Source organism: Streptomyces sp. NPDC007164, assembly GCF_040634135.1.
Taxonomy (GTDB): domain Bacteria; phylum Actinomycetota; class Actinomycetes; order Streptomycetales; family Streptomycetaceae; genus Streptomyces; species Streptomyces sanglieri.
Genome location: NZ_JBEYFB010000003.1, coordinates 1 through 20,304 on the forward strand (window position 1 = coordinate 1; position 20,304 = coordinate 20,304).

Consider the following 20,304-nt stretch of genomic DNA (forward strand, 5'->3'; position numbering starts at 1 on the left):
CAGGGCGCCCAGATCGTCGAATTCGTCAACGCCATCCTGGACGCCGTCATCGCCATCGCCAACGGCGGCACGGCGGGCGTCCCGAAAATGGTCGAAACCGCCCTCGCCGCCAGCGTCCCCCTCCTCATCGGCTTCCTCGCCTCACTCCTCGGCATCGGCAGCCTGGCCAACAAGGTCAAGAGCGTCTTCCATGCTGTCGCCCGCCCCGTCAACCGCGCCGTCGACAAAATAGTCAACTTCATCGCCAAAACAGGGAAGAAACTCTGGGCGAAGCTGAGAGGAAAAAACGGACATCCCAAAAATGGAGACTCCAAAAAAAGCAAAGACGTAAAGCGCGAAGCCCGCAGGATGCTCGCACTACGCACTGCCTCACCGCTGGAAAACGAAAAAGAACTGGACTCTATCATCTCCAGCGTCGCAGCAGAGCTTCGCCCTCGCGGGCTCAAGTCTCTACGCTCGAAGAAGTCCAGAAATAAGCCGGCAGAAATAAGCGTGATCGCAAAGGCCAGCCCAGAAGAGCAAGTTGCCAAAGTATTACTCCTGAAGCCCCAAATCGATAAATACCTCCCCGAACACGGCATCAATCTTGCGAAAGATCTAAAAAAGCACTGGTGGGACGCACAACTCAAAGAAACCAAGGCCTGGAACGGAATAGATGCGCTGGATAGATTCGAAGAACCCGCCATCGAATATCTCCGCGAACCGAGCACACACGAAAACCTCAGAGGATACTTCGACCCAGCAAAGAATGGCGGAACGAATCGCACCAAAGACGCCAGTGCGGACTCATTCAAACAGTATGCTCTGCATCAACTGGGTCCGAAGCCAAATCATTCGACCCGACCTGCATTCTATGAGAAGGTAGGGGACAACGCAGTCGCGAAACTCAGAAACAGCGCGATTGAAACAATCACTAGCAACCCCGACCTGAACGGTAAACTCAAGAGCCTTAAGTTTGGCGCCGACAGTCAGTACGGAAGGTTCTCCTCCCTGCCTGTCGCGAGACGTGAAGTCGACCCGAGGCTTGTAGCAGCTGCTGGCAAAGGCCGCGTACTTGAGTTCCTCAAAGAAATGGCAGAGGAGAAGAAATCGAGTGGTCTCACTTTGTCCGAATTGAAAGGACTTTGGGATGAAAAGGGGATTGGCGAGAACCCGCACAGAAAATGGCTTAAGGGCGAATTTCGTGCACTGGCCGATGGTCATCACGAGTGGATTCCCACGGATCAATTGCTCAAGATACTGGACACGGACATGAAGCAAGCGAACACTCAAAACTCCACGGGATGGATCGACCTCCAGGACGACCTGCGGTCACTCACAACCGATGTGATCTGGGAGATACGCCTCTCTGACAACATGACCGAAGTCGGTAGCCACGACATGGACGCCCACGTGGGGGCATTCATGACATACGACGGAAATCCAATCTATAACGGTCGAGACAAAAAATGGCATGACAGCCTGCGTGAATACTTCAAGAATTTCATAAAAGATAAACCGAATGGGAGCCCGGACCAATTCCTCGCCAACTTGCGCAACTTACTCGAGGAAGGGAAGTTGATGTGGAATGGAGACACTTCTAACTTCTCCGAGAAGCAGAAGAATCTGAAGATACTGGCAATCTATAAATCGATACGAATCGAAAGCACCCGCGTCGGCGAAGCCGCCCAAAAGGAAATCCCCTTCACCGTTGAGGAGTTGGGATCCGCACAGGAAGCCGCTTTTGGTCGCCTTCGCGACAAGATAGACACGCTGATCGAGAAATATTCCGGACGGAGTGCCTGAGTGAACTCGAATTTGGACCCGGCGGTTTCGAAATCGATTGCACGGGCCACTGGCCACGAACCACCATTCTCGAAGGAGGAATGCGAGGGGATCCAGGATCTCCACATCAGAAATTCACGCAATCTTGAGGTCCTGGCTCAGTGCGGCTCGCTTGAGATCTTGCTTCTCGTCGCATGCGACCCAGTGGATACAGATAATGTATCCCGCCTTGGGTCATTGCGTTCACTGACTGTCAGAGACAGCGGAATGGCTTCCGTTTCAGGGCTTGCCACTCTTTCGTTACTCAGCTTCTACGCGCCGCGAAATTTTATCTATGACATCACTCCACTGATGTCGATTTCGAGGCTACGCAACTTGGATCTGACTGGGAACCCCTTGTCCGAGAACTCCTACCGCCATCTGGTTCCACAACTCATCGAAAGAGGATGCCGGGTCATCCTCTCGGATGAGTTCGAGTGGAAGCTTACGCTCCATCTGCATGCCGAAGGAGTTCCTGTTTCCTGCTACAAAAGTCCGCAGGGATACAGGCTTTGCCGCCCCGGACTGAAGTTGACCGATTCCCCCGAATACGCCCATCCTGTGGTTGAGAAGAGTGACGCCGCGTCGCTCCTCTCAGGCAACCCCCAGAGGGCGTTTCAATACTTTGAAAACGACTGAAACACTTGCCGGTGCATGGCCCCCATACACCGGGCCGCCAACGCGCTCAACGGCGGGCTTCCTGCAGCGTCCCCCTAGTCTCAGCGTTCCAAGACACCGCAGCCAGCAGCCCAGCAGATCTGGCAGCCAGCTACTCATTGATCAGGTGGTCGAACTCCCCCGCCTCCACGCCCTTGGTCCAGGCGTCCATCTCTACAGCGGTGAAGAACACGGCCCCTGCATCAGGGTGGCTGCTGTTGCGCACGGCTATGCGACCGTCTGGCAAGGGGGCGGCCTCCACGCAGGCGCCTTGATCACCGCTGAAGGTGGACTTCCGCCACGCCAGAGCGTTCAACTCAGCGTAAGGCGAGGTGCGTTCATTTCGGCTCACTCGTACTCCTTCGCAATTTCTCGCACCACCACCACTGAACTCTCCGGGCTCAGCGCAAGCGCTACGAGGTGCTCGAAGGCCGCAATATGTGCCTCGATCTCGTGGGCACGTTCGAGGTAGCAGGCGCCCGCCCGGTGCTCCACATACGCCACGCCAGAATCGTCCGGCCACGGGGAGCTGAGGATCTGGAACGGGCCTGCCGCCATGCCCGGGTGCGCTCCGTGCTCGTAGGGGAGTACTTGCACGGTGATCTTCTGATGGCGAGTCATCTCGGCCAGATGAAGGAGCTGGCCCTTCGTGATCGCCGGGCTGCCGACCACTCGGCGCAGCACCGCTTCATTGAGCGCGGTCCAGAGGCGTAGTGGAGTGGATTCCCGACTCAGTGCAGCCTGCCGCGTCATGCGCAAGTCGACGAGGCGCTCCACCTCGTCGTCTCCCCGCTCGGCGGTTCCCCGCCACGTGATGGCATCGGTGTAGGCCCTGGTCTGGAGAAGCCCCGGGATGGCCTCGCTCTCGTACGCTCGGACTTGCGATGCCCCCTGTTCCAGTCCGACGAACAGGGAGAACCAACTCGGCATGGACATGCCTTAGCTTCCTTCCCACCAGCCCTTCTGGCGCGCGTTCCTGGCAGCCCTGAGGTAGTCGTCCCAGCGGTCCTCCGGGACGTTGTGGAGCGGAAGTAGAACTTCATCCAAGTCCCGCAGCGCAACCGGGCGTTCGGATGTCTCGTAGTAGGACACCTTTGCCACTGTGCAACGCAGCGCCTTGGCCACGTCATTCTGGTCGAGCCCAGCTTCCTTCCTCAGCCGGACCAGATCAAAGGCGAGCCAACGTCGCCTGAGGAAGTAGGCGCGAAGCTGCCTGCGTTTCTCCGCCGCTGCACGCCGAGTCAGCCAGAGAGACACCGGTCGAATACCTGCGTTGCGCGTGTAGCTGCCATCGTGAAGGATGCCCGACTCCGACCTGAGGAGTCGACTTCCTTCGGAGTCATCCACCTTCCCGGATGAGCAGGAAGGCACGCCGGTATGAATACCTTTCATTCCTGGCACTCGGTAAAGCACGGGCTTGTCGCGACCCGCCAAGAATACGAATCGGCTGTCAGTTGCCAACCACCCGCACCGGCAGCGACTTCAGACCGTTGATGAAGTTCGACACCAGACGCCCCGGTGAACCCGCCGGCTCGAGCGATCCCGGAAGCAGGCGGCACGTCTCCGCGTACAACGCCCGCAGCTGCAGCCGCGCGAAGTGCGCCCCCAGGCAGACATGCGGGCCGTCACCGAAGGAGACGTGGGGGTTCGGGGACCGGGAGAGGCCCAGCACGTGCGGATCGGGGAAGACGCGTTCGTCGTGGTTGGCGGAGGCGTGGAAGACGACCACCTTGTCGCCGGTGCGGATGCGGGTGCCTGCCAGCAGCGTGTCCTCGCGGGCCGTGCGGCGGAAGGTGAGGACCGGGGGGTGGCGGCGGAGGAGTTCGTCGACGGCAGTCGCGAACCCGACCTCGCCGTCGCGCAGGCGGCGGTACGCCTCGGGGTTCTCCGCCAGGAGGTGCAGGCCGCCCGGAGCCGCGCTGCGTACCGTGTCGTTGCCGGCGATCACCAGTAGGAAGAAGAACATCTCCAGTTCGGGCGCGGTCAGTTCGGGGTCCGTGGCCAAGGACGTCATCACGTCGTCGGCGGGGTGGCGGCGCTTGTGGGCAGCCAGGGCGTGCGCGTAGTCGAACATGTCGCGCAGGGCGGACGGGGAACGGGGGTTGAGCGGTCGCCCGTCCGGGCCCTGTTCAGGTGTTCCGGCCTCGTCGGGGTCCTGGTAGCCGATGACGCGCTGCGTCCAGTGGAGGAGGAGCGCGCGGTCGGTGTCCGGTACGCCGAGCAGGTCGGTGAGGTTGAGCAGGGCGTAGTCGTCGGTGACCTGGGCGACAAGGTCGCAGGTGCCGTCGCCGGCCCGCGCCCCGGCGACCGCGCGGGTGAGCAGGGAGCGGGCGCGTTCGCGGACGAGCACGGCGAAACGGTCGATGCGCTTCGGGGTGAAGGCGCGGCTGACGAGTACGCGCAGGCGTCGGTGGTGCGGCGGGTCCTGGTTGAGCATCATGCGGCGGAGGAACGGCAGGTCGGCGGGGTCCGGGTCGCGGATCTGGGTGGCGCCCAGGTACGAGGAGTACGTCGCGGAGTCCTTCAGGACCCGGACCACGTCCTCGTGCCGGGTGACCGCCCAGAAGCCGGGGCCCGCCGGCCAGCCGAGCACCTCCGGTTCGTCCTGCCAGGAGACGGGGTGGTGGTCGCGCAGGTGGCGGTAGTGGGCGTGGGGGATGCCCTGCCCGTACAGCCTCGGGTCGAAGACATCCGGTACGGGCATTTCGGCGGGGGCGGGACCGCTCATGCCTCCGCGTCCGCCCGCAGGAAGTCCTCCACCGCGCGGATCAGGTCGAGCGGGGCCTCGTCCATCGCGTAGTGGCCGCACGACGGCAGCTCCACCAGTTCGGCGCGGGGGAACCAGCGCATCCAGGTGGCGCGCTGCAACTCCGCGGAGAGGGCCGGGTCCAGCGCGCCCACTACGGCGAGGGCGGGCACGGGCGAGCCCTCGATCTGGTCGTGGAAGTCCTCGCCCGCCCAGGAGTCCAGCCAGGCCCGGAACGCCTTCGCGTCGCTGCATGCGACCGAGCGGCGCACCATGCGGTCCAGCCAGCCCGCAGGACGGCGGCCTCCGGTGGTGGTGTCGAGGATGATCCGCCGGTTCTGCGGGGTGTGCGCCGCCTCGGCGAAGAGTTCCCACTGCTCGGGCGGGAGCGGAAGGCCGGACGCGGGGACGGGCGAGACGCCGACGATCCTGCGTACCCGGTCCGGCGCGGCGGCCAGTGTCCGCTGGATGACGGAGCCGCCCATCGAGTGGCCGACCAGCGAGAACCGCTCCCAGCCCAGCCGGTCGGCCAGCGCGAGCACGTCCGACGCCCCCTCCGCCGTGGTGTACGAACCGTCCGTGTCCCGGGCCTCGCCGTACCCCCGCAGGTCCACCACCGCGTACTGGAACGAATCGAGGTCGAGATCCGGCAGCACGGGGGCGTACGCGGAGCGGTCGGCGAGCCAGCCGTGCACCGCGATCACCTTGTGCGGGCCGTCGCCGTGCAGTTCGTGGGGCAGAACAGGCAATGCGGTCACGCTGACTCCCGTCGCCGTACGGAGGAAAAGCGGCCGTTCACCGACCGACCCGACCACGGTCGCGCCAACTTCGGGTCCACGCAAGGGGCCGAGCCATGGGCCCATCGCTCTGTCACGGCAAACACAGCCCTCTACCAGTTCATGTATTAGATTGGTGTCATGAGTGATGACACCACCTACGGCCTGGGCGAGGGCCCCACCGCCAACGTCTCCGTCAGCCTGCACTCGGGCAATATCGCGGCCGTCCGTGCGCGCGTGGGGAAGCGGGGTTTCTCCGCCTACGTCGACGCAGCCGTGCAGCGCCAGATCGAGCGGGACAGCCTCGCCGAGCTGACCAACGCGCACGAGGCGGAGCACGGTGCGCTGAGTCGTACGGAGATCGATGCCGCCCGAGCGCTTCTGCGCGGCGACGCCGACGATGCACAGAACGCCGCCTGATGGCTCGGGCGGGGACGATCGTGCTGGACAGCGAGGGTCTGTCCAAGGTCGTGGCTGATGACCGGCAGGTCATGACGCTGCTCCGCGGAGCGGAGCAGGAGGACATGAGGGTGATCGTCAGCGTCCTCACCCTCATCGAGGCCCCCCACCGGAAAGTGAACGCCGCCCGGTTCAACTGGGCGGTGTCCAGGCTGACGGTCGAGCCCGTGAGCGAGGAGATCGGGCGCTCGGCCATGAAACTTCTGACCGATGCCGGACTCCATGGGCACAAGTACGCCATCGACGCCGTCGTGGGAGCGACTGCGTTGCTGATGCCGAAACCTGCGGTGATCCTTACTTCGGATCCTGAGGATCTGGGCCTGCTGTGCGGCGATCGGGTACGGATCATCAAGGTCTGAGCGTCAGGCTCCGCGCGGCACCGCACCTCACGCCAGCAGCTCCAGATAAGGGCCGAACTCCGACGCCAGCGTCAGCCGGCCCAGTTTCTGGTACTCGCGCTGGATCGCGTGGATCAGCGTCGGCATCGTCACCGGCTCGTCCGTGTCCGCCGCCAGGTACGCGGACGTCACCGCGATCGAACGGATGTTGCCGCCCGCCAACTCGAAGTTCTCCGCGCAGAAGGCGAGGTCCAGGTCCTTGCCCCGGGGGAGTACGGGGCCCAGGCAGCGCTCCCAGAGGACCAAGCGCTGTTCGGGGTCCGGGACCGGGAAGTCGATGACCAGGTCCAGGCGGCGGGTGAACGCGTCGTCCAGGTTGGCGCGGAGGTTGGTGGCGAGGATCGCCAGGCCGTCGAAGGACTCCATGCGCTGGAGGAGGTACGCGCTCTCGACGTTCGCGTAGCGGTCGTGGGCGTCCTTCACATCGGAGCGCTTGCCGAAGATCGCGTCGGCCTCGTCGAAGAGGAGGACGCCGTTCACGCCTGCGGCTTCCGAGAAGATGCGTTCCAGGTTCTTTTCCGTCTCGCCCACGTATTTGTCGATCACCGTCGCCAGATCGACCGTGTAGAGATCCAGGCCCAGGTCCGCGGCGATGACCTCCGCCGACATCGTCTTGCCGGTGCCGGAATCGCCGGCGAAGAGGGCGGACACACCTCGTCCACGGCCGCCGCCGGGGCGCATGCCCCACTCCCCGAGGACCCGGTCGCGATGTCTCGCGCGGGCGGTGAGTTCGCGGAGCTGGGCGTGGGTGTCCGGCGGGAGGACCAGGTCGTTCCAGGTGACGGTGGGTTCGATACGGCGGGCCAGGCGGTCCAGGCCCGCGGCGTTCTGGGCGCGGGCGCCCTGGCGGACGTGGTCGGGGGTGAGGGTGCCGCCGTCCAGGTGGGTGGTCTGGGCGGCGCCCCGGGCCGCGCGGGTGATCTGTTCCGGGGTGAGGAGGAACGGCGCGAGCAGCCGGTCCACGTCGATGGTCCCGGGTACGGGGGCGTCGTACGCCTCGGTCCAGAGGGCCGCCCTGGTCGAGGGTTCCACGCGTGGGGCGTGCAGGAGCAGGGGCGGGGCGGCGGACCAGGCCGCGTCCCAGGGGGCCCGGCCCACCAGGATCGTGGGGACCGGGGTTCCGGTGAGCAGCCGGAGGAGCTCCGGGTGTTCGCGGCAGACCGCGTCGACCGGGGCGCAGACCACGCCCGCACCGGTCAGCCGGGCCTCGCGGACCAGGGAGCGGACTGCCTCGACGGGGGACGGATCCTCCGCGAGGCGGGCCAGGTCCAGGCCCAGGACCCGGTGGCCCGCTCGGGTCAGCGCGGAGGCGGCGAGGGCGGTGCCCGCACCGCCCTGGTCCTCGCGGAGGTAGGCCAGCGAGGCGCCGTGGGCGAGGGCCCCGGCGAGTGGCGCCGGGTCTCCGACGCCCGCCACGGCGTGCCAGGGGGCGAGGAGATCGGCCAGTCGCGGGTCGGGGGTGTCGTCGCCCAGGAGGTGTGCGGTGACCCGGTCGGGGACGCGCAGCGCCCGGCTCAGGAACGGCCGGTCCAGGTCCTCGACCAGGAGGAGGCGGCCCTCACGGAGCGGGGCACGGGCGGCCAGCCGGCCACGCGCCTCCTGGTCGGCGGGGGAGAGCCCGCACAGGCCCAGCACCAGGCCGATCGACGGGCGGCGACGGGTGACGTCGTCGTTCAGGTAGCCGTAGAACGCCTCGAAGCGGTCGTCGAGATCTGGTACGAGCGCGATGAGGAGGATCTCGGTGTCGAGAGCGGTGAGGCCGAACTCGGCGGCCAGGACCGTGAGTCCGGACTGTTCCGTCGGCCCTGTGCCGTAGTCCGGAGCGGACGACGGTACGGGGTGGGGGAAGGCGCGGGCCTCGTCCTCGTCCAGCAGACGGGCGATGTTCTCGTCCGTGAGGTAGAGGCCGCGGAAGGCGTCGTCGGGGTCCGGATCGGTGAGCTGCCGGGCCTCGACCGCCCGGCGGATGCGCTGCTCCACCGCCACCGCGCGGGCGAGGAGGTGGCGCAGGTTCGGATCGCGATCGCCCGCGGTGGTCATTCGGCGCTGCCCTCCGTACCGGCCTTCCGGCCTTCCGTGCGGGTGTCCTGGTCCTTCCGGCTTTCCGTGCGGGTCTCCTGGTCCTTCCGGCTTTCCGTGCGGGTCTCCTGGTCCTTCCGGGTTTCCGTGCGGGTCTCCCGGTCCTTCTGTGCCTTCCGGGTCTCCACAATGCGGAGGGACAGACCGCGTCGTCGTTCCGCGTCGGGGATGCGCGAGGCGGCGCCCCCGCCCGGCCGCCCCGGGCGGCCGCCGTACACCGGGAGGCCCCCGCGCCCCGGCATCGGTTCCGACACCGGCTCGGCCCCCTCGGGTACGTCCCCGAAGCGGGTCTGCAGCCCCTCGTCCCCCACCGGCGGGCCCACCACATAGCTCGGCGACGCCGTCACCGGCACGCTGATCACCAGGTCGAGCGAGGGCTTCAACTCGCCGCCCAGCGCGCTCCACACGTCGGCGAACGATCGGTCCTCCGGTGGCGGCAGCGCGATCGACATCGGGACCGGCGCCCCGATCTCGGCCAGGGTGCCCGCCAGCCGCTCCGGGGGCAGGGCCTCGTAACGCAGCAGGCAGCCGAGCAGCGACGAGAGCAGCCGGTGTTCGTCCTCCGGGCGCTTCGTCCATGCCGTGATCAGGTACGACAGCTTGAAGAACCGGGGCGGGCGGCGACGGGCGATGATCGTGCCCCGCTCGTCGTAGTCGTTGTGCAGGCCCCGTTCGCGCCTGCGCATGTCCTCGCGGATGTCGTAGAGATACAGGTTGACCATGGGCGCGTTGACCTTCGCCGCCCATTCCCGGGTCGGGGCGTCGAAGACCACCGCGATCTGGCCGCCTTCGAGCACCTCCGCCCTGATCAGTGCCCGCAGTACGTCGTCGACCTCGTGGATCACCCGATCACTCCTGTGCGGTCATCGGCCGTGTGGTCACCGGCGCTCATGCGCGGCCCGCGAAGTCCGGTGGCTGGAGATTCCGCTGCACCACCAGGACCGGCTTCTTCAGCCGGGCGAGGTCGCGCGAGTCCGCTCTCAGCTCGCGCGGACCCAGCTTGTCCTTGCGCAGGACCAGGACCTGGACCTCGAAGGTGCCGTCACGTCCCACCGTGGCCGTCGCTCCGCCGGGAGTGATCCCGATGTTCCACGTGAAACGTACGGTCGCGCCCGGCGGATAGTTCTTGCCGCGGGCCAGTACCGGCTGGCCCGGCTTGGCCACCTGCGGAGTGACGGTCAGCGAGGGCTTCAGGACGCGCAGCCGGTCGGTGTCCTGGTTGTTGGCGCTCCGGCGGTCCGGCAGCGTGCCGCGCACGGTGGCCCGTACGTCCCCGGTGACCGCCGCGCGATACGTACCGGTCTGGGTCACCTCGATGCGGCCGCCGGCCGGGATGGTGCACGGTTTCGCCGCTGTGCAACGGGTCAGGGCAGGCAGGCTGCGGTCCTTGCCCTTGGACGGTTTCGGCCAGCTGGAGCCGATGACCACTCCTGTCGCCGGGTCCGGACCGGCGTTGGTGACGGTGAACCGCGCACGGGCCGGGCGGCCGGTGTACGTGCGGTCAGGGCTGATGTCGACCTTCATCGTCACATCCGCCGAGGGCGGTACGGGAGCCTCCAGGACCTCGATCTCCGCCGTGTCCGTCCCCGTGTTGCCCGCCGAGTCCGTCGCCGAGCAGGTCACCGTGGTACGGCCGACCGGGAAGAGCGAACCGGAGGCAGGGGTGCAGGTCACCGGCAGCGTGCCGTCGGTGACGTCCTGGGCGGTGGCGGCGTACGTCACGCGCGCGCCCTTCTTGTCCTTGGCCCGGACGGTCAGATCGTCCACGGTGACGACGGGCGCGTCGATGTCGTTCACATCGATGCTGATCTGCTCCTGGAAGTCCGGGTCGGCGGCCGCGGCCGGCCCGATCGTCTCCGTGCCGGGAACCTGGGTGCCCATCAGAAACTGGACGGTGCAGGTCAGGGTGGTGCCCTGCGGCGCGTCCGCGGCGACGTCGATGTTCTCCGCGAACGACGCGGTGTCGCCGCTCGTCACGCTGCGGGTGGGGGGATCCAGGGCAACGGTCAGGGACGGGTCGCAATTGTCGAGGCGGTAACCGACCGTGGTGGGAAGGTTGTTGAAGCCTTCGGCGATCGCCTCCGCGACCTTGTCGCCGTCGATCCCCTCCAGCAGACGGCCGTTGGTGGCGTTGATGATGCGGGTGGCCTGGTCGGGGGTGGTGAGCGGATCCTCGACATATTCGGGATCACCGGCATCACCATTGCCGTTCAGGCCGTCGCCGATCTTGCTCGCCACGTCGACACCGATCACCCGGACGCTCCGGTCCTGAAGATCGAAGATCGTGTCGTCGATGCTATGCCCGTTGCTCGGGGCGTGGCTGGAAGCATCGCCGACCAGCACGATGACCGGACTCGCCCCGTCACGGAAAACAGTTTGGCCACCGGCCCCGTTGGCGATCTGCCACAACCCGTTGATCCAGTCCTCGGACGGGCCCCGGCTCTTGCCGCCCAACGCGGTGTCCAGCTTGTTGACGCCTGCCTGCACCGCTTCGAGGTCGTCCGTCAGCCCCTGGAGCACGCTGAAACCGGCGTTGGGATCGCCCTCCTGATCGCCGAACGTGGCCACGGCGAACCGGGAGTCGGGCTGCTCGGCAAGGATCTTGTCGGTGATCTTGGGCAGGTTCTCCTGCACGCTCTTGATCGGGTCGGCCATGCTCGCGGTGCCGTCCACCAGCAGGATCACATCCGGCCTCGGCGGGATCGTCGGCGTACGCACCTGCTTGGCCACGCCCGTGGAACCGCCCGGGTCGACCGCGTCGGTGAACTCGGCCGGAGTGACCCAGGGTTCGGGCACCGACACCGACGGCGCCCCGGACGTGACGGCTGAACCGGGTGCGACGCCACTGACCACAAGAAGCAGGGCGAGGGCCGGGATCCGGAGCGCGGTGAGGGTGCGGCGCGAGGCGGACGGCCTGGGCCGACGCGTCCGCGGCCACAGAGCTCGCGGCGCCCGCAGCGCCCGCGCCACCCGCAGCGCCCGCCGAAGCGGCTGGAACCAGCGCACGGAAGTCCTCCCCCACCCTAGGCCGATCGGCACACCGGACGTCAGGGTCCTGTACCGGCGGCGGACGCACAGCGGAGCGGGAGTCACATCCTCGGGAAGCCCCCGCTGCCCGAAAGTGCATCCCGGGGCCCTGCCGAGGCGACGCACACACCAGCGTGGAAAGGCTCGGATCAGCCCCTGCCGAGGCGACGTGCACACCGGCACGGGAGCCGCAGATCAGCCCCTGCCGAAACGACGCACGCAGCAGCGCGGGAAGGCTCAGATCAGCCCCTGCCGCATCGCGTACGCCACCGCGTGCGACCGGTTCCGCAGCTGCAGCCTGGTCATCACCGAGTGCAGCACGTTCTTTATGGTGCGCTCGGAGTAGGCCAGTTTCGTCGCGATGTCCGCGGTGTCGTACCCCTCCGCGACCAGCCTCAGCACATCCACCTCGCGCGCCGCGAGGCCGGTGAAGTGCAGCCCGCGCGGGCCGAGCACCTGACCCTGGAGGCGGCCCACCTCCTCCAGCAGCCGTCCCAGCAGGTCGGACGGGAGATGCCCCTCGCCCCGCGCCACCGTTCCGATGACCTGCACCAGATGCTCCGGAGTCGCCTCGGAGCGCCTGACCACACCGGCGACACCGCACTCCGCGGCACTCACCAGCTTCTGCTCGTCGATGTCCGTGGTGACCAGAACGGTGCGTGAGGTGCTGGTGCGCTGTATGTGGCGCAGCATCGTCAACACCGCCTCGTCGACCGCGTCCACGACGACGACCACGATCCGGGGAGAGGTGTCGCCCTCCCCCCACTCCGTCACGCTGACCTCGGGCCGAGTCCGTAACTGACTGGCCACGCCCGCTTGCGAGATCGGATCCTGAGCTCGTAATGCGACAGTGATGCGCTCCATGGCAATGCTCCCCCTGGGCAACAGCCGATGGCGTCGCAGCGAACACAACCAACACGGCTGTTTTCGTATGCCTCACTCGTCTGAGGCGGTCAAAAGATGCCCGCGTATCCGTACAGGGAAACAAAAAGGCCGATCCGGGCACAGAATCTGCCCGGAAGTGTTCCTCCACGGCCGATGTCGGCGTTCAACGACGAACCTACGGTGCCGCCTATGAGTCTCACGGCAAGCCTCGACGATTCGTCCGTCACTGCCGCACCGGGCGAGGAGACGGCCCTCCCCCTGCGGATCCTCAACTCCGGCAGCACCGTCGAGGAGTACCGCTTCGAGGTGGTCGGCGCCTGTGCCGCCTGGTCGACGGTCGAGCCGGCGACGCTCTCCCTGTATCCGGGCGACTCGCAGACGGTCTCCCTCGTACTGCGTCCGCCCCGGGACTCGACCGTACTCGCGGGGGACACGCCCTTCGGGATACGGGTTGTGCCCACCAGCGAGCAGGGCGACACGGTGGTGCCCGAAGGGCGGGTGACCGTACTCCCCTTCACCGAGACGACCGCCGAACTGGTGCCGCGCAGCTCGCACGGGGCCTGGCGCGGCAAGCACCAGCTCGCCGTCGACAACCTGGGCAACGCCCCGGTCACCGTACGGCTGGGGGCCCAGTCGGGCACGGAGCGGGCACGGGTCTCGTTCGCCGAGGACACACTGCTGATCGCGCCCGGACGGGCGGACTTCGGGAAGGTACGCATCCGTCCGGCCAAGCGCGTGTGGCGCGGCATCCCGGTCACGCACCCCTTCCAGCTGGTCGCCACCCCGGACGTTGCCGAGGGCGAGGCCCCGGTCGCACCGGTGGTCGTGGACGGCACGTACCAGCAGGAGCCGATCCTGCCGCGCTGGCTCCCCCGCGCGCTGATCACCGCGGCCGTGCTGCTGATCGCGCTGGTGGGGCTCTGGTACGCGCTGCTGCGCCCGGCCGTGAAGTCGGCGGCCCGGGAGGCGATCACCCCGGACGCGGTACGGTCCGCCGCCGCGGCCGACAAGAGCAAGGCGCCCGAGAAGGGGTCCTCGGCCGGCGCGTCGGGCGGCGGCGGTGACTCCTCCGGGGCGAACGGGGGCTCGCCGAAGCCCAGCCCCTCACCGAGCGCCGGCGCGGACTCCGGCGCCTCGGCCGCGGCCCCGACCAGTGCGCAGGTGCAGGTCAGGGACTCGGTGGGCGGGGGGTCGAACACCGAGACGGCCCTCCAGGTGCCCGGCGGCCACACGTTCCAGCTGACCGACATCGTGGTCCAGAACCCGCAGGGCGACGCGGGCACGCTCGTGGTCTCGTCGGGGCGGGACGCGCCCGTGCTCCGGCTGGCGCTGGAGAACTTCCGCGACTCCGACTACCACTTCGTCACCCCGATCCTGGTGCTCGGCGGCGGGCAGGTCACGCTGACCGTGGACTGCCGGAAGGTCGGCAAGCCGGTGAACGCGCCGACGCCTTCGCGATGCTCGGAGTCGCTGTTCCTGGGCGGCACTATGAAGACCGACTCGGAGGACTGACGCGGCGGGGCGGATACGCGGCAGGGCTTCCGGTGAAGCTCCGGCTCCACCGGAAGCCCCACCGGAAATCCGCCCCTCCCTCACTCGGGCGGAGCCTCTTCCTCCTCCTCGGCCCCTTCCTTGGCGCGCTGTACGAAGGAGCCCTGCACGTCGGCCGGTTGCTCGTCCTCGTCCTCCGTCGCGGCCCGCTGCACGGACGCCGCCGAAGCTGGGGCGGAGGCCGAGTCCGGGGCGGAGGCCGAGTCCGAAACGGGGGCCGACGCCGGAGCCGGGTCCGACAGCACCCGGTCGGCGTTCGCGACGGCCTCCCGCTCGAACCGGTCGGACGGGTCGCTCACCCGGATCCCGCCCGCCGCCTCCGTGCCCTCCACCGGGCCGTTGCGCTGCTGGATCACATGGGTCAGCTCATGGGCCAGCGTGGTGCGGCCCTGCGTCGAGGACGGGTCGTAGGCGTCCCGCTGGAAGACCACGTTGTTGCCGACGGTGTACGCGTGCGCGCCCACGCCCTTCGCGGACTCGTGGGCGGCGGAGTCCGTGTGGATACGTACGTCGGAGAAGTCCGCCCCCATCCGCCCCTCCAGATCGGCGCGGGTGTCGGTGTCCAGCGGCTGCCCGCCGCCCGACGAGACCACGTCGTGCACGGGGGAGCGCTCTTCCTCCTCCTTGCGCTGGAGCATCGACCCCACGGCGCTGTTGCCGACCGCCCGCTGGAGCACGCTCATGCCCCCGGCCCCGACCACATCGGGCCGCCCGGTGGCCGCCGCACGGTAGAGGTGCGGGGTGTCCGCCGGCACCCGGCCCTCGGACGCCCGCGACGCGTGCACCGGCTCGTCGTGCTCATGCCCGTGCCCGTGGTCCCGCTCGTGGTCGTGGTCGTGTTCCTGGTCCCATTCCGGTGCGTGCATCGTCATCTCCCCTGACCGCGCCCCGGTCGAGGCGCGCCGTGATGGCCTCACCACTCCACCTTCACGACGCCGCACTGCCCCGTCCAGCCCGGACCCCGCCGGCCGGGGGCAGCCGCCGCTGCCCCTTCGGGCACCCGCTCCGTCCGTACGGCAAACGGCCGCACCAGCGGGCAGTGCGGTGGCCGGGCCGCACCGCCATCGGGATGATCGAAGACATGACCAAGAGCGACGTGACCGAGAGCAACGAGGACCAGCACATCACCCTGCGGATCGCCCAGGAACCGAAGGCGGACGAGCTCCTCGCGCGCAGCCCGCTCGCCGCGCTGGTGGGCATGCTGCTGGACCAGCAGGTGCCGATGGAATGGGCCTTCTCCGGCCCGTACTCGTTGGCACAGCGGATGGGCGGGGACGATCTGGACGCCCATGAGATCGCCGCCTACGACCCGGAGGCGTTCGCCGAACTCTTCACCACGAAACCCGCCCTGCACCGCTATCCCGGCTCCATGGCCAAGCGGGTCCAGCAGTTGTGCCAGTACCTGGTCGCAGAGTACGACGGCGACGCGAGCGCGGTATGGACCGACGTACCCGACGGGGCCGAACTGCGGCGGCGGCTGAACGCGCTGCCCGGGTTCGGCACTCAGAAGGCCCAGATCTTCCTGGCACTGCTGGGCAAGCAGTTCGGGGTCCGGCCGAAGGGCTGGCGAGAGGCTGCGGGCCCGTACGGAGAGGCCGGCTCGCACCGGTCGGTGGCCGACATCACGGGCCCGGAATCGCTCGCCGAGGTCCGCGCGTTCAAGCAGCACGCGAAGCAGGCGGCCAAGGCGGCCAAACGCGCCGCCGAAAAGTAGCCCCCGGGCCTGCCCGCCCCTAACGCCTGCGGCGGGCAGTGCCGAAGAGCGAACGCGAGATCTCCCGGCCCAGCTGCGTACCGACGGACCGGGCCAGCGACCGGAACATCCCGCTGCCCACCACCTGCTCGACCAGTGAGGCATCCTCCTCGGCCGCCTTCCCGCCCCTGCCCCCGCGCCCCCGCTCCCCGCGAACCGCCTCCTCCACCGCCGCCCGATCCGCAGCCTCCGCGGCCTTCGCTGCCTTCGCTGCCTTCGCTGCCTTCGCTGCCTTCGCTGCCTTCGCTGCCTTCGCGGCCTTCGCGGCCTTCGCAGCCTCTGCGGCCTCCTTGCCCGTGGCCACCGCCGCCGCCTCCGCCTCGGCTGCCCGCCGCTCCGACTCCTGACCGGCGCTCAGCTTCTCGTACGCCGACTCCCGGTCCACCGCCTGCGCATAGCTCCCGTACAGCGAGGAACCCTTCACGGCCGCGTCGAGCTCCGCCGCCGGCCACGGCCCCATCAGCGACCGCGGCGCCCGCAGCCGGGTCGCGGCGACCGGCGTCGGCGCGCCGTTCTCGCTCAGCACCGTGATCACGGCCTCGCCGATACCCAGCCGCGTCAACAGCTCCTCCAGGTCGTACGGCGAATTGGGGAATGTCTTCACCGTCGACCGCAACGCCTTCGCATCGTCCGGGGTAAAAGCGCGCAGCGCGTGCTGAACCCGGTTCCCGAGCTGCGCCAGCACCTCCGCCGGCACATCGCGGGGCGTCTGCGTGACGAAGAAGATGCCGACGCCCTTGGAACGGATCAGCCGCACGGTCCGGGTGATCGACTCCAGGAACGCCTTCGAGGCCCCGTCGAAGAGCAGGTGCGCCTCGTCGAAGAAGAAGACGAGCTTCGGCCGGTCGAGGTCGCCGACCTCCGGCAGATCGTGGAAGAGGTCGGCGAGCAGCCACATCAGGAAGGTGGAGAAGAGCCGGGGCTCGTCCTGCACCGCCGCCAGTTCCAGTACGGAGACGAGCCCGCGCCCGTCCGGCTCCTGCCGCAGCAACTCGGCCGTGTCGAACTCCGGTTCACCGAAGAAGTCGCCCGCGCCCTGCTGCTCGAAGGCGGTGATCGACCGCAGGATCACCCCCGCGGTGGCGGTGGAGAGACCGCCGATCCCCTTGAGTTCGGCCCTTCCGGTGTCCGAGACGAGGAACGCGACCACGGCCCGCAGGTCCTTGAGGTCCACCAACTCCAGGCCCTTGGAGTCGGCGTAATGGAAGATCAGGCCGAGCGACTGTTCCTGCGTCTGGTTGAGCTCCAGCACCTTGGACAGGAGTACGGGGCCGAAGCTGGTGACCGTCGCGCGCAGCGGGATGCCGGGGCCGATTCCGCCGAGCGCGTAGAACTCGCACGGGAAGCCCTCGGCCCGCCACTCCTGCCCCACCTGCCCGGCCCGTTCGGTGACCCGGTCACCCGGGGTGCCGGGGGCGGCGATGCCCGAGACATCGCCCTTGATGTCGGCGAGAAAGACGGGGACGCCATTGGCCGAGAGCTGCTCGGCGATCAGCTGGAGGGTCTTGGTCTTCCCGGTTCCGGTGGCGCCCGCGACGAGTCCGTGCCGGTTGAGCATCGCCAGCGGGATGCGGATCTGCGCGTCCGGCAGGCAGGTGCCGTCCCAGAGCAGCGCGCCCAGATCGAGGGCGGCCCCGGAAACGGCGTAACCGGCGGCGATCTCCCGCGCCGGCTCCGGCAGCACAGCGGCATTTTCGGCCGTACTCTCGCTGTCGCTCATCGGGGCCTCATTCCGTAATGCCTGCTTTTGTGGCGTTCTTGCCAGCATCGCAGTACCGCCCCGTGGCTGCGCCCGGAGGCTCTTGCCCGGTAGGCTTTCCGTGTGATCTTCAAGCGCATCGGAAATGGGCGGCCTTATCCCGACCACGGCCGGGAAAGCACCCGGCAGTGGGCGGATGTCGCGCCGCGCCCGGTCCGCCTCGATCAGCTGGTGACCACCAAGGGCAACCTGGACCTCGAAACCCTCCTCGCCGAGGATTCGACGTTCTACGGCGACCTGTTCGCGCACGTCGTGAAGTGGCAGGGCGACCTCTACCTGGAGGACGGACTGCACCGCGCGGTCCGTGCCGCGCTTCAGCAGCGCCAGGTACTCCACGCCCGCGTGCTCGAACTCGGCTGACCGAAGCGGCCCCGTCCACGGACCGGGCAGTGCCGGCAGGACTTGCGGTGCCGGCAGGACTTGCAGGACCAGCGGTACTGGCAGCACCGCCGCTACTGGCAGCACTGCCGGTGCCGACGAAACCTTGCGCGGCCTCGGGGCCGCACCGGGGTTCGTTCGGGTGCTTTCACACTCGGACGGGTGCGATCCATTGATCATTTAGTAGGCATCATCACCGGGTCGCACTACGCTGCGCCCATGAGCATGCTCACTCCCCCCGGCATGGGCGGAAAGTACCGCATCACGGGCGACAAGTACCCCCGGATGCGCCGCCCCCGGCGTCGCGGCAAACTGATCCTCGCTGCCACCGCCTCCGTGGTCGCCCTCGGGCTGGCCGGATGGGGCACGATGCAGCTCATCGACGTCTTCACCGGCGGCGACCGGAAGGCCAGCGCCGCGGACCACAAGACGGACTGCCCCACCGCCAGGCCGTCCGCGCCCGCGAAGGTGCTGCCGAAACCCGCGAAGATCACCGTCAACGTCTACAACGCGACACCGCGCAGCGGCCTCGCCAAGAAGGCGGCCGACGAGCTGAAGAAGCGCGGCTTCGCCATCGGCAAGGTGGGCAACGCCCCGGCCGCGTACGACAAGAAGGTCCCCGGCCCCGGGGTGCTGCTGGGCGCCCCGTCGGCCACGAACGGCTCGTTCCCGGTCCTCGGCACTCAACTGGTGGGCGCCACGCCGAAGACCGACGCCCGCAGGACGGCGGACATCGATCTGATTCTCGGTACGAAGTTCAAGACGTTCAACACGCCTCAGTCGGCGGCCGCGGCCCTCGCCGCCCTGACGAAGCCGGCCCCCGCACCGTCGTCCTGCTGACAACTGCGGGCACCCCTCGTCCGGGTGAAGATGCGAAGGCCCGGCGGAGGTGCGTAGGCGCGGGGGAAACCTCCCGCCCGCCGCCTGAAGCTAAATCACGCCAGGGGCCGGCCCGCGGCGAGGGCGCGCCACGAGTTCGCCACCGCAGTTGGGGCAGGCGTTCTGCATGAGGTCGCTACAGGGCACGCAGAACGTGCACTCGTACGAGCAGATACGGGCGGGCGAGTCCTGCGGCAGCGCCGCGTTCCCACACCGTTCGCAGCGGTCGCGCATCTCCAAGGCCATGGCTCCCCCAACGGATTCGGATGCCCGTCCTTGGCACGGTGGCACAGTGGCGCAGAGATCCCGATCGCGCAGTGCCCCGGCCGGGAAACGGAATCCCGGCCGGGGCACTGGCGTCTGCCCGGCCTCACACAGCCTCACACGGCCTGGTCCGGCCTGGTCCTGGTCCGGCCGAACGGTCCTGCTAGTCGACGGTGCCGTACATCCGGTCGCCCGCGTCGCCGAGGCCGGGGACGATGTAGCCGTTCTCGTTGAGCCGCTCGTCTACCGAGGCGGTGACCACGGTCACCGGCGTACCGGCCAGCTCGCGCTCCATCACCTCGACGCCCTCGGGCGCCGCGAGCAGCACGACCGCGGTGACATCGTCCGCGCCGCGCTTGATCAGCTCCTGGATGGCCGCGACGAGCGTGCCGCCGGTGGCCAGCATCGGGTCCAGGACGTACACCTGGCGGCCCGAGAGGTCCTCCGGCATCCGCGTGGCGTACGTCTCCGCCTGGAGCGTCTCCTCGTTGCGGATCATGCCCAGGAAGCCCACCTCTGCGGTCGGCAGCAGCCGCACCATGCCGTCGAGCATGCCGAGGCCGGCCCGCAGGATCGGCACGACCAGCGGCCTGGGGTGCGACAGCTTCACACCGGTCGTCGGTGTGACCGGGGTCTCGATGTCGACCTGTTCGGTGCGCACATCCCGGGTGGCCTCGTAGGCGAGCAGGGTGACCAGCTCGTCGGCGAGCCGCCGGAAGGTCGGGGAGTCGGTGCGCCTGTCGCGCAGGGTGGTGAGTTTGTGCGCGACCAGTGGGTGGTCGACGACGTGGATCCGCATGGGTTCAACAGTAACCGTGCCTCCCGCACCCGTGCGCTGGCATCAACCGCATGTTCGGGGGGAAGGTGGGGGCATACCGACCCAGCCTTGG

At 68.2% G+C, this 20,304-nt stretch carries 20 protein-coding genes and 1 pseudogene; 8 read left to right on the top strand and 13 right to left on the bottom strand.

What is annotated here, in order from left to right; translation table 11 throughout:
* Positions 1–1,785 (top strand): annotated as a pseudogene (locus ABZ622_RS06600) (hypothetical protein); the annotation flags it as partial.
* Entirely contained in the window at positions 1,786–2,442 is a 657-nt protein-coding gene (locus tag ABZ622_RS06605) for a hypothetical protein (RefSeq protein ID WP_360541045.1), read from the top strand.
* 130 nt (positions 2,443–2,572) lie between these two features.
* Here the strand turns inward: ABZ622_RS06605 and ABZ622_RS06610 are convergent, their stop codons facing one another.
* From ABZ622_RS06610 to ABZ622_RS06630, 5 genes are all read right to left on the bottom strand, one after another.
* Positions 2,573–2,812, bottom strand: a complete 240-nt coding sequence (locus tag ABZ622_RS06610) for a DUF397 domain-containing protein (RefSeq protein WP_360541047.1) — start codon at positions 2,810–2,812, stop codon at positions 2,573–2,575.
* The gene (locus ABZ622_RS06615) at positions 2,809–3,396 is read right to left on the bottom strand and encodes a DUF5753 domain-containing protein (protein WP_360541049.1); all 588 of its coding nucleotides are present in this window, start codon (positions 3,394–3,396) and stop codon (positions 2,809–2,811) included. The genes ABZ622_RS06610 and ABZ622_RS06615 overlap by 4 nt, the downstream gene beginning before the upstream one ends.
* A 3-nt stretch (positions 3,397–3,399) precedes the next feature.
* Positions 3,400–3,717 carry a helix-turn-helix transcriptional regulator gene (locus tag ABZ622_RS06620; RefSeq protein WP_360541051.1) on the bottom strand — a complete coding sequence of 106 codons (318 nt, stop codon included), beginning with the start codon at positions 3,715–3,717 and terminating at the stop codon, positions 3,400–3,402.
* 193 nt (positions 3,718–3,910) lie between these two features.
* Positions 3,911–5,188 carry a cytochrome P450 gene (locus tag ABZ622_RS06625; RefSeq protein WP_360541053.1) on the bottom strand — a complete coding sequence of 426 codons (1,278 nt, stop codon included), beginning with the start codon at positions 5,186–5,188 and terminating at the stop codon, positions 3,911–3,913.
* Positions 5,185–5,964: an alpha/beta hydrolase gene (locus tag ABZ622_RS06630; protein WP_266491823.1), complete on the bottom strand. Its 780-nt coding sequence runs from the start codon at positions 5,962–5,964 to the stop codon at positions 5,185–5,187. The genes ABZ622_RS06625 and ABZ622_RS06630 overlap by 4 nt, the downstream gene beginning before the upstream one ends.
* Before the next feature lie 159 nt (positions 5,965–6,123).
* Here ABZ622_RS06630 and ABZ622_RS06635 point away from each other — a divergent pair, with 159 nt between their 5' ends.
* Positions 6,124–6,402 (top strand): hypothetical protein, encoded by a 279-nt coding sequence (locus ABZ622_RS06635; RefSeq protein WP_360541055.1) that lies wholly within the window; start codon positions 6,124–6,126, stop codon positions 6,400–6,402.
* Positions 6,402–6,800, top strand: a complete 399-nt coding sequence (locus tag ABZ622_RS06640; RefSeq protein WP_360541057.1) for a DNA-binding protein — start codon at positions 6,402–6,404, stop codon at positions 6,798–6,800. Before ABZ622_RS06635 ends, ABZ622_RS06640 begins: the two co-directional genes overlap by 1 nt.
* Positions 6,801–6,827: 27 nt before the next feature.
* Here ABZ622_RS06640 and ABZ622_RS06645 read toward each other — a convergent pair whose 3' ends face one another.
* The 4 genes from ABZ622_RS06645 to ABZ622_RS06660 all read right to left on the bottom strand — a co-directional run bounded on the left by ABZ622_RS06645 (position 6,828) and on the right by ABZ622_RS06660 (position 12,809).
* Entirely contained in the window at positions 6,828–8,879 is a 2,052-nt protein-coding gene (locus ABZ622_RS06645; protein ID WP_360541059.1) for an ATP-binding protein, read from the bottom strand.
* Entirely contained in the window at positions 8,876–9,763 is an 888-nt protein-coding gene (locus ABZ622_RS06650) for a DUF4255 domain-containing protein (RefSeq protein WP_360541061.1), read from the bottom strand. The genes ABZ622_RS06645 and ABZ622_RS06650 overlap by 4 nt, the downstream gene beginning before the upstream one ends.
* A 43-nt stretch (positions 9,764–9,806) precedes the next feature.
* Positions 9,807–11,924: an HYR domain-containing protein gene (locus ABZ622_RS06655; RefSeq protein ID WP_360541063.1), complete on the bottom strand. Its 2,118-nt coding sequence runs from the start codon at positions 11,922–11,924 to the stop codon at positions 9,807–9,809.
* A 258-nt stretch (positions 11,925–12,182) separates the two neighbouring features.
* Positions 12,183–12,809, bottom strand: coding sequence for a response regulator transcription factor (locus ABZ622_RS06660; RefSeq protein ID WP_124719999.1), 627 nt, complete (start codon positions 12,807–12,809; stop codon positions 12,183–12,185).
* A 210-nt stretch (positions 12,810–13,019) separates the two neighbouring features.
* Here ABZ622_RS06660 and ABZ622_RS06665 point away from each other — a divergent pair, with 210 nt between their 5' ends.
* Positions 13,020–14,342, top strand: coding sequence for a hypothetical protein (locus ABZ622_RS06665; RefSeq protein ID WP_360541066.1), 1,323 nt, complete (start codon positions 13,020–13,022; stop codon positions 14,340–14,342).
* A gap of 80 nt (positions 14,343–14,422) precedes the next feature.
* Here ABZ622_RS06665 and ABZ622_RS06670 read toward each other — a convergent pair whose 3' ends face one another.
* Positions 14,423–15,253 (bottom strand): DUF4157 domain-containing protein, encoded by an 831-nt coding sequence (locus tag ABZ622_RS06670; protein WP_360541068.1) that lies wholly within the window; start codon positions 15,251–15,253, stop codon positions 14,423–14,425.
* A 209-nt stretch (positions 15,254–15,462) separates the two neighbouring features.
* Between ABZ622_RS06670 and ABZ622_RS06675 the strand changes: the two genes are divergently transcribed.
* Entirely contained in the window at positions 15,463–16,095 is a 633-nt protein-coding gene (locus ABZ622_RS06675; protein ID WP_360541070.1) for an HhH-GPD-type base excision DNA repair protein, read from the top strand.
* 19 nt (positions 16,096–16,114) lie between these two features.
* Here the strand turns inward: ABZ622_RS06675 and ABZ622_RS06680 are convergent, their stop codons facing one another.
* The gene (locus ABZ622_RS06680) at positions 16,115–17,854 is read right to left on the bottom strand and encodes a helicase HerA-like domain-containing protein (protein WP_360541072.1); all 1,740 of its coding nucleotides are present in this window, start codon (positions 17,852–17,854) and stop codon (positions 16,115–16,117) included.
* 102 nt (positions 17,855–17,956) lie between these two features.
* Between ABZ622_RS06680 and ABZ622_RS06685 the strand changes: the two genes are divergently transcribed.
* Positions 17,957–18,253, top strand: coding sequence for a type II toxin-antitoxin system VapB family antitoxin (locus ABZ622_RS06685; RefSeq protein WP_072488263.1), 297 nt, complete (start codon positions 17,957–17,959; stop codon positions 18,251–18,253).
* A 261-nt stretch (positions 18,254–18,514) separates the two neighbouring features.
* Positions 18,515–19,111, top strand: coding sequence for a LytR C-terminal domain-containing protein (locus tag ABZ622_RS06690; protein ID WP_360541635.1), 597 nt, complete (start codon positions 18,515–18,517; stop codon positions 19,109–19,111).
* A gap of 90 nt (positions 19,112–19,201) precedes the next feature.
* Here the strand turns inward: ABZ622_RS06690 and ABZ622_RS06695 are convergent, their stop codons facing one another.
* Both ABZ622_RS06695 and upp read right to left on the bottom strand, forming a co-directional pair.
* A complete protein-coding gene (locus ABZ622_RS06695; protein WP_360541074.1) occupies positions 19,202–19,396 on the bottom strand; it encodes a DUF1272 domain-containing protein in 195 nt (64 codons plus the stop codon).
* A gap of 181 nt (positions 19,397–19,577) precedes the next feature.
* Positions 19,578–20,213 carry a uracil phosphoribosyltransferase gene (gene upp, locus ABZ622_RS06700; RefSeq protein WP_124719993.1) on the bottom strand — a complete coding sequence of 212 codons (636 nt, stop codon included), beginning with the start codon at positions 20,211–20,213 and terminating at the stop codon, positions 19,578–19,580.
* Positions 20,214–20,304 lie beyond the last annotated feature (91 nt).

Excerpts from the sequence above, each read along its gene's own strand:
- ABZ622_RS06680 (WP_360541072.1), bottom strand. The coding sequence starts at position 17,854 with ATGAGCGACAGCGAGAGTACGGCCGAAAATGCCGCTGTGCTGCCGGAG.
- ABZ622_RS06615 (WP_360541049.1), bottom strand. The coding sequence starts at position 3,396 with ATGTCCATGCCGAGTTGGTTCTCCCTGTTCGTCGGACTGGAACAGGGG.
- ABZ622_RS06635 (WP_360541055.1), top strand. The coding sequence starts at position 6,124 with ATGAGTGATGACACCACCTACGGCCTGGGCGAGGGCCCCACCGCCAAC.
- ABZ622_RS06640 (WP_360541057.1), top strand. The coding sequence starts at position 6,402 with ATGGCTCGGGCGGGGACGATCGTGCTGGACAGCGAGGGTCTGTCCAAG.
- upp (WP_124719993.1), bottom strand. The coding sequence starts at position 20,213 with ATGCGGATCCACGTCGTCGACCACCCACTGGTCGCGCACAAACTCACC.
- ABZ622_RS06625 (WP_360541053.1), bottom strand. The coding sequence starts at position 5,188 with ATGAGCGGTCCCGCCCCCGCCGAAATGCCCGTACCGGATGTCTTCGAC.
- ABZ622_RS06660 (WP_124719999.1), bottom strand. The coding sequence starts at position 12,809 with ATGGAGCGCATCACTGTCGCATTACGAGCTCAGGATCCGATCTCGCAA.
- ABZ622_RS06695 (WP_360541074.1), bottom strand. The coding sequence starts at position 19,396 with ATGGCCTTGGAGATGCGCGACCGCTGCGAACGGTGTGGGAACGCGGCG.
- ABZ622_RS06690 (WP_360541635.1), top strand. The coding sequence starts at position 18,515 with ATGGGCGGAAAGTACCGCATCACGGGCGACAAGTACCCCCGGATGCGC.
- ABZ622_RS06665 (WP_360541066.1), top strand. The coding sequence starts at position 13,020 with ATGAGTCTCACGGCAAGCCTCGACGATTCGTCCGTCACTGCCGCACCG.
- ABZ622_RS06670 (WP_360541068.1), bottom strand. The coding sequence starts at position 15,253 with ATGACGATGCACGCACCGGAATGGGACCAGGAACACGACCACGACCAC.
- ABZ622_RS06675 (WP_360541070.1), top strand. The coding sequence starts at position 15,463 with ATGACCAAGAGCGACGTGACCGAGAGCAACGAGGACCAGCACATCACC.
- ABZ622_RS06645 (WP_360541059.1), bottom strand. The coding sequence starts at position 8,879 with ATGACCACCGCGGGCGATCGCGATCCGAACCTGCGCCACCTCCTCGCC.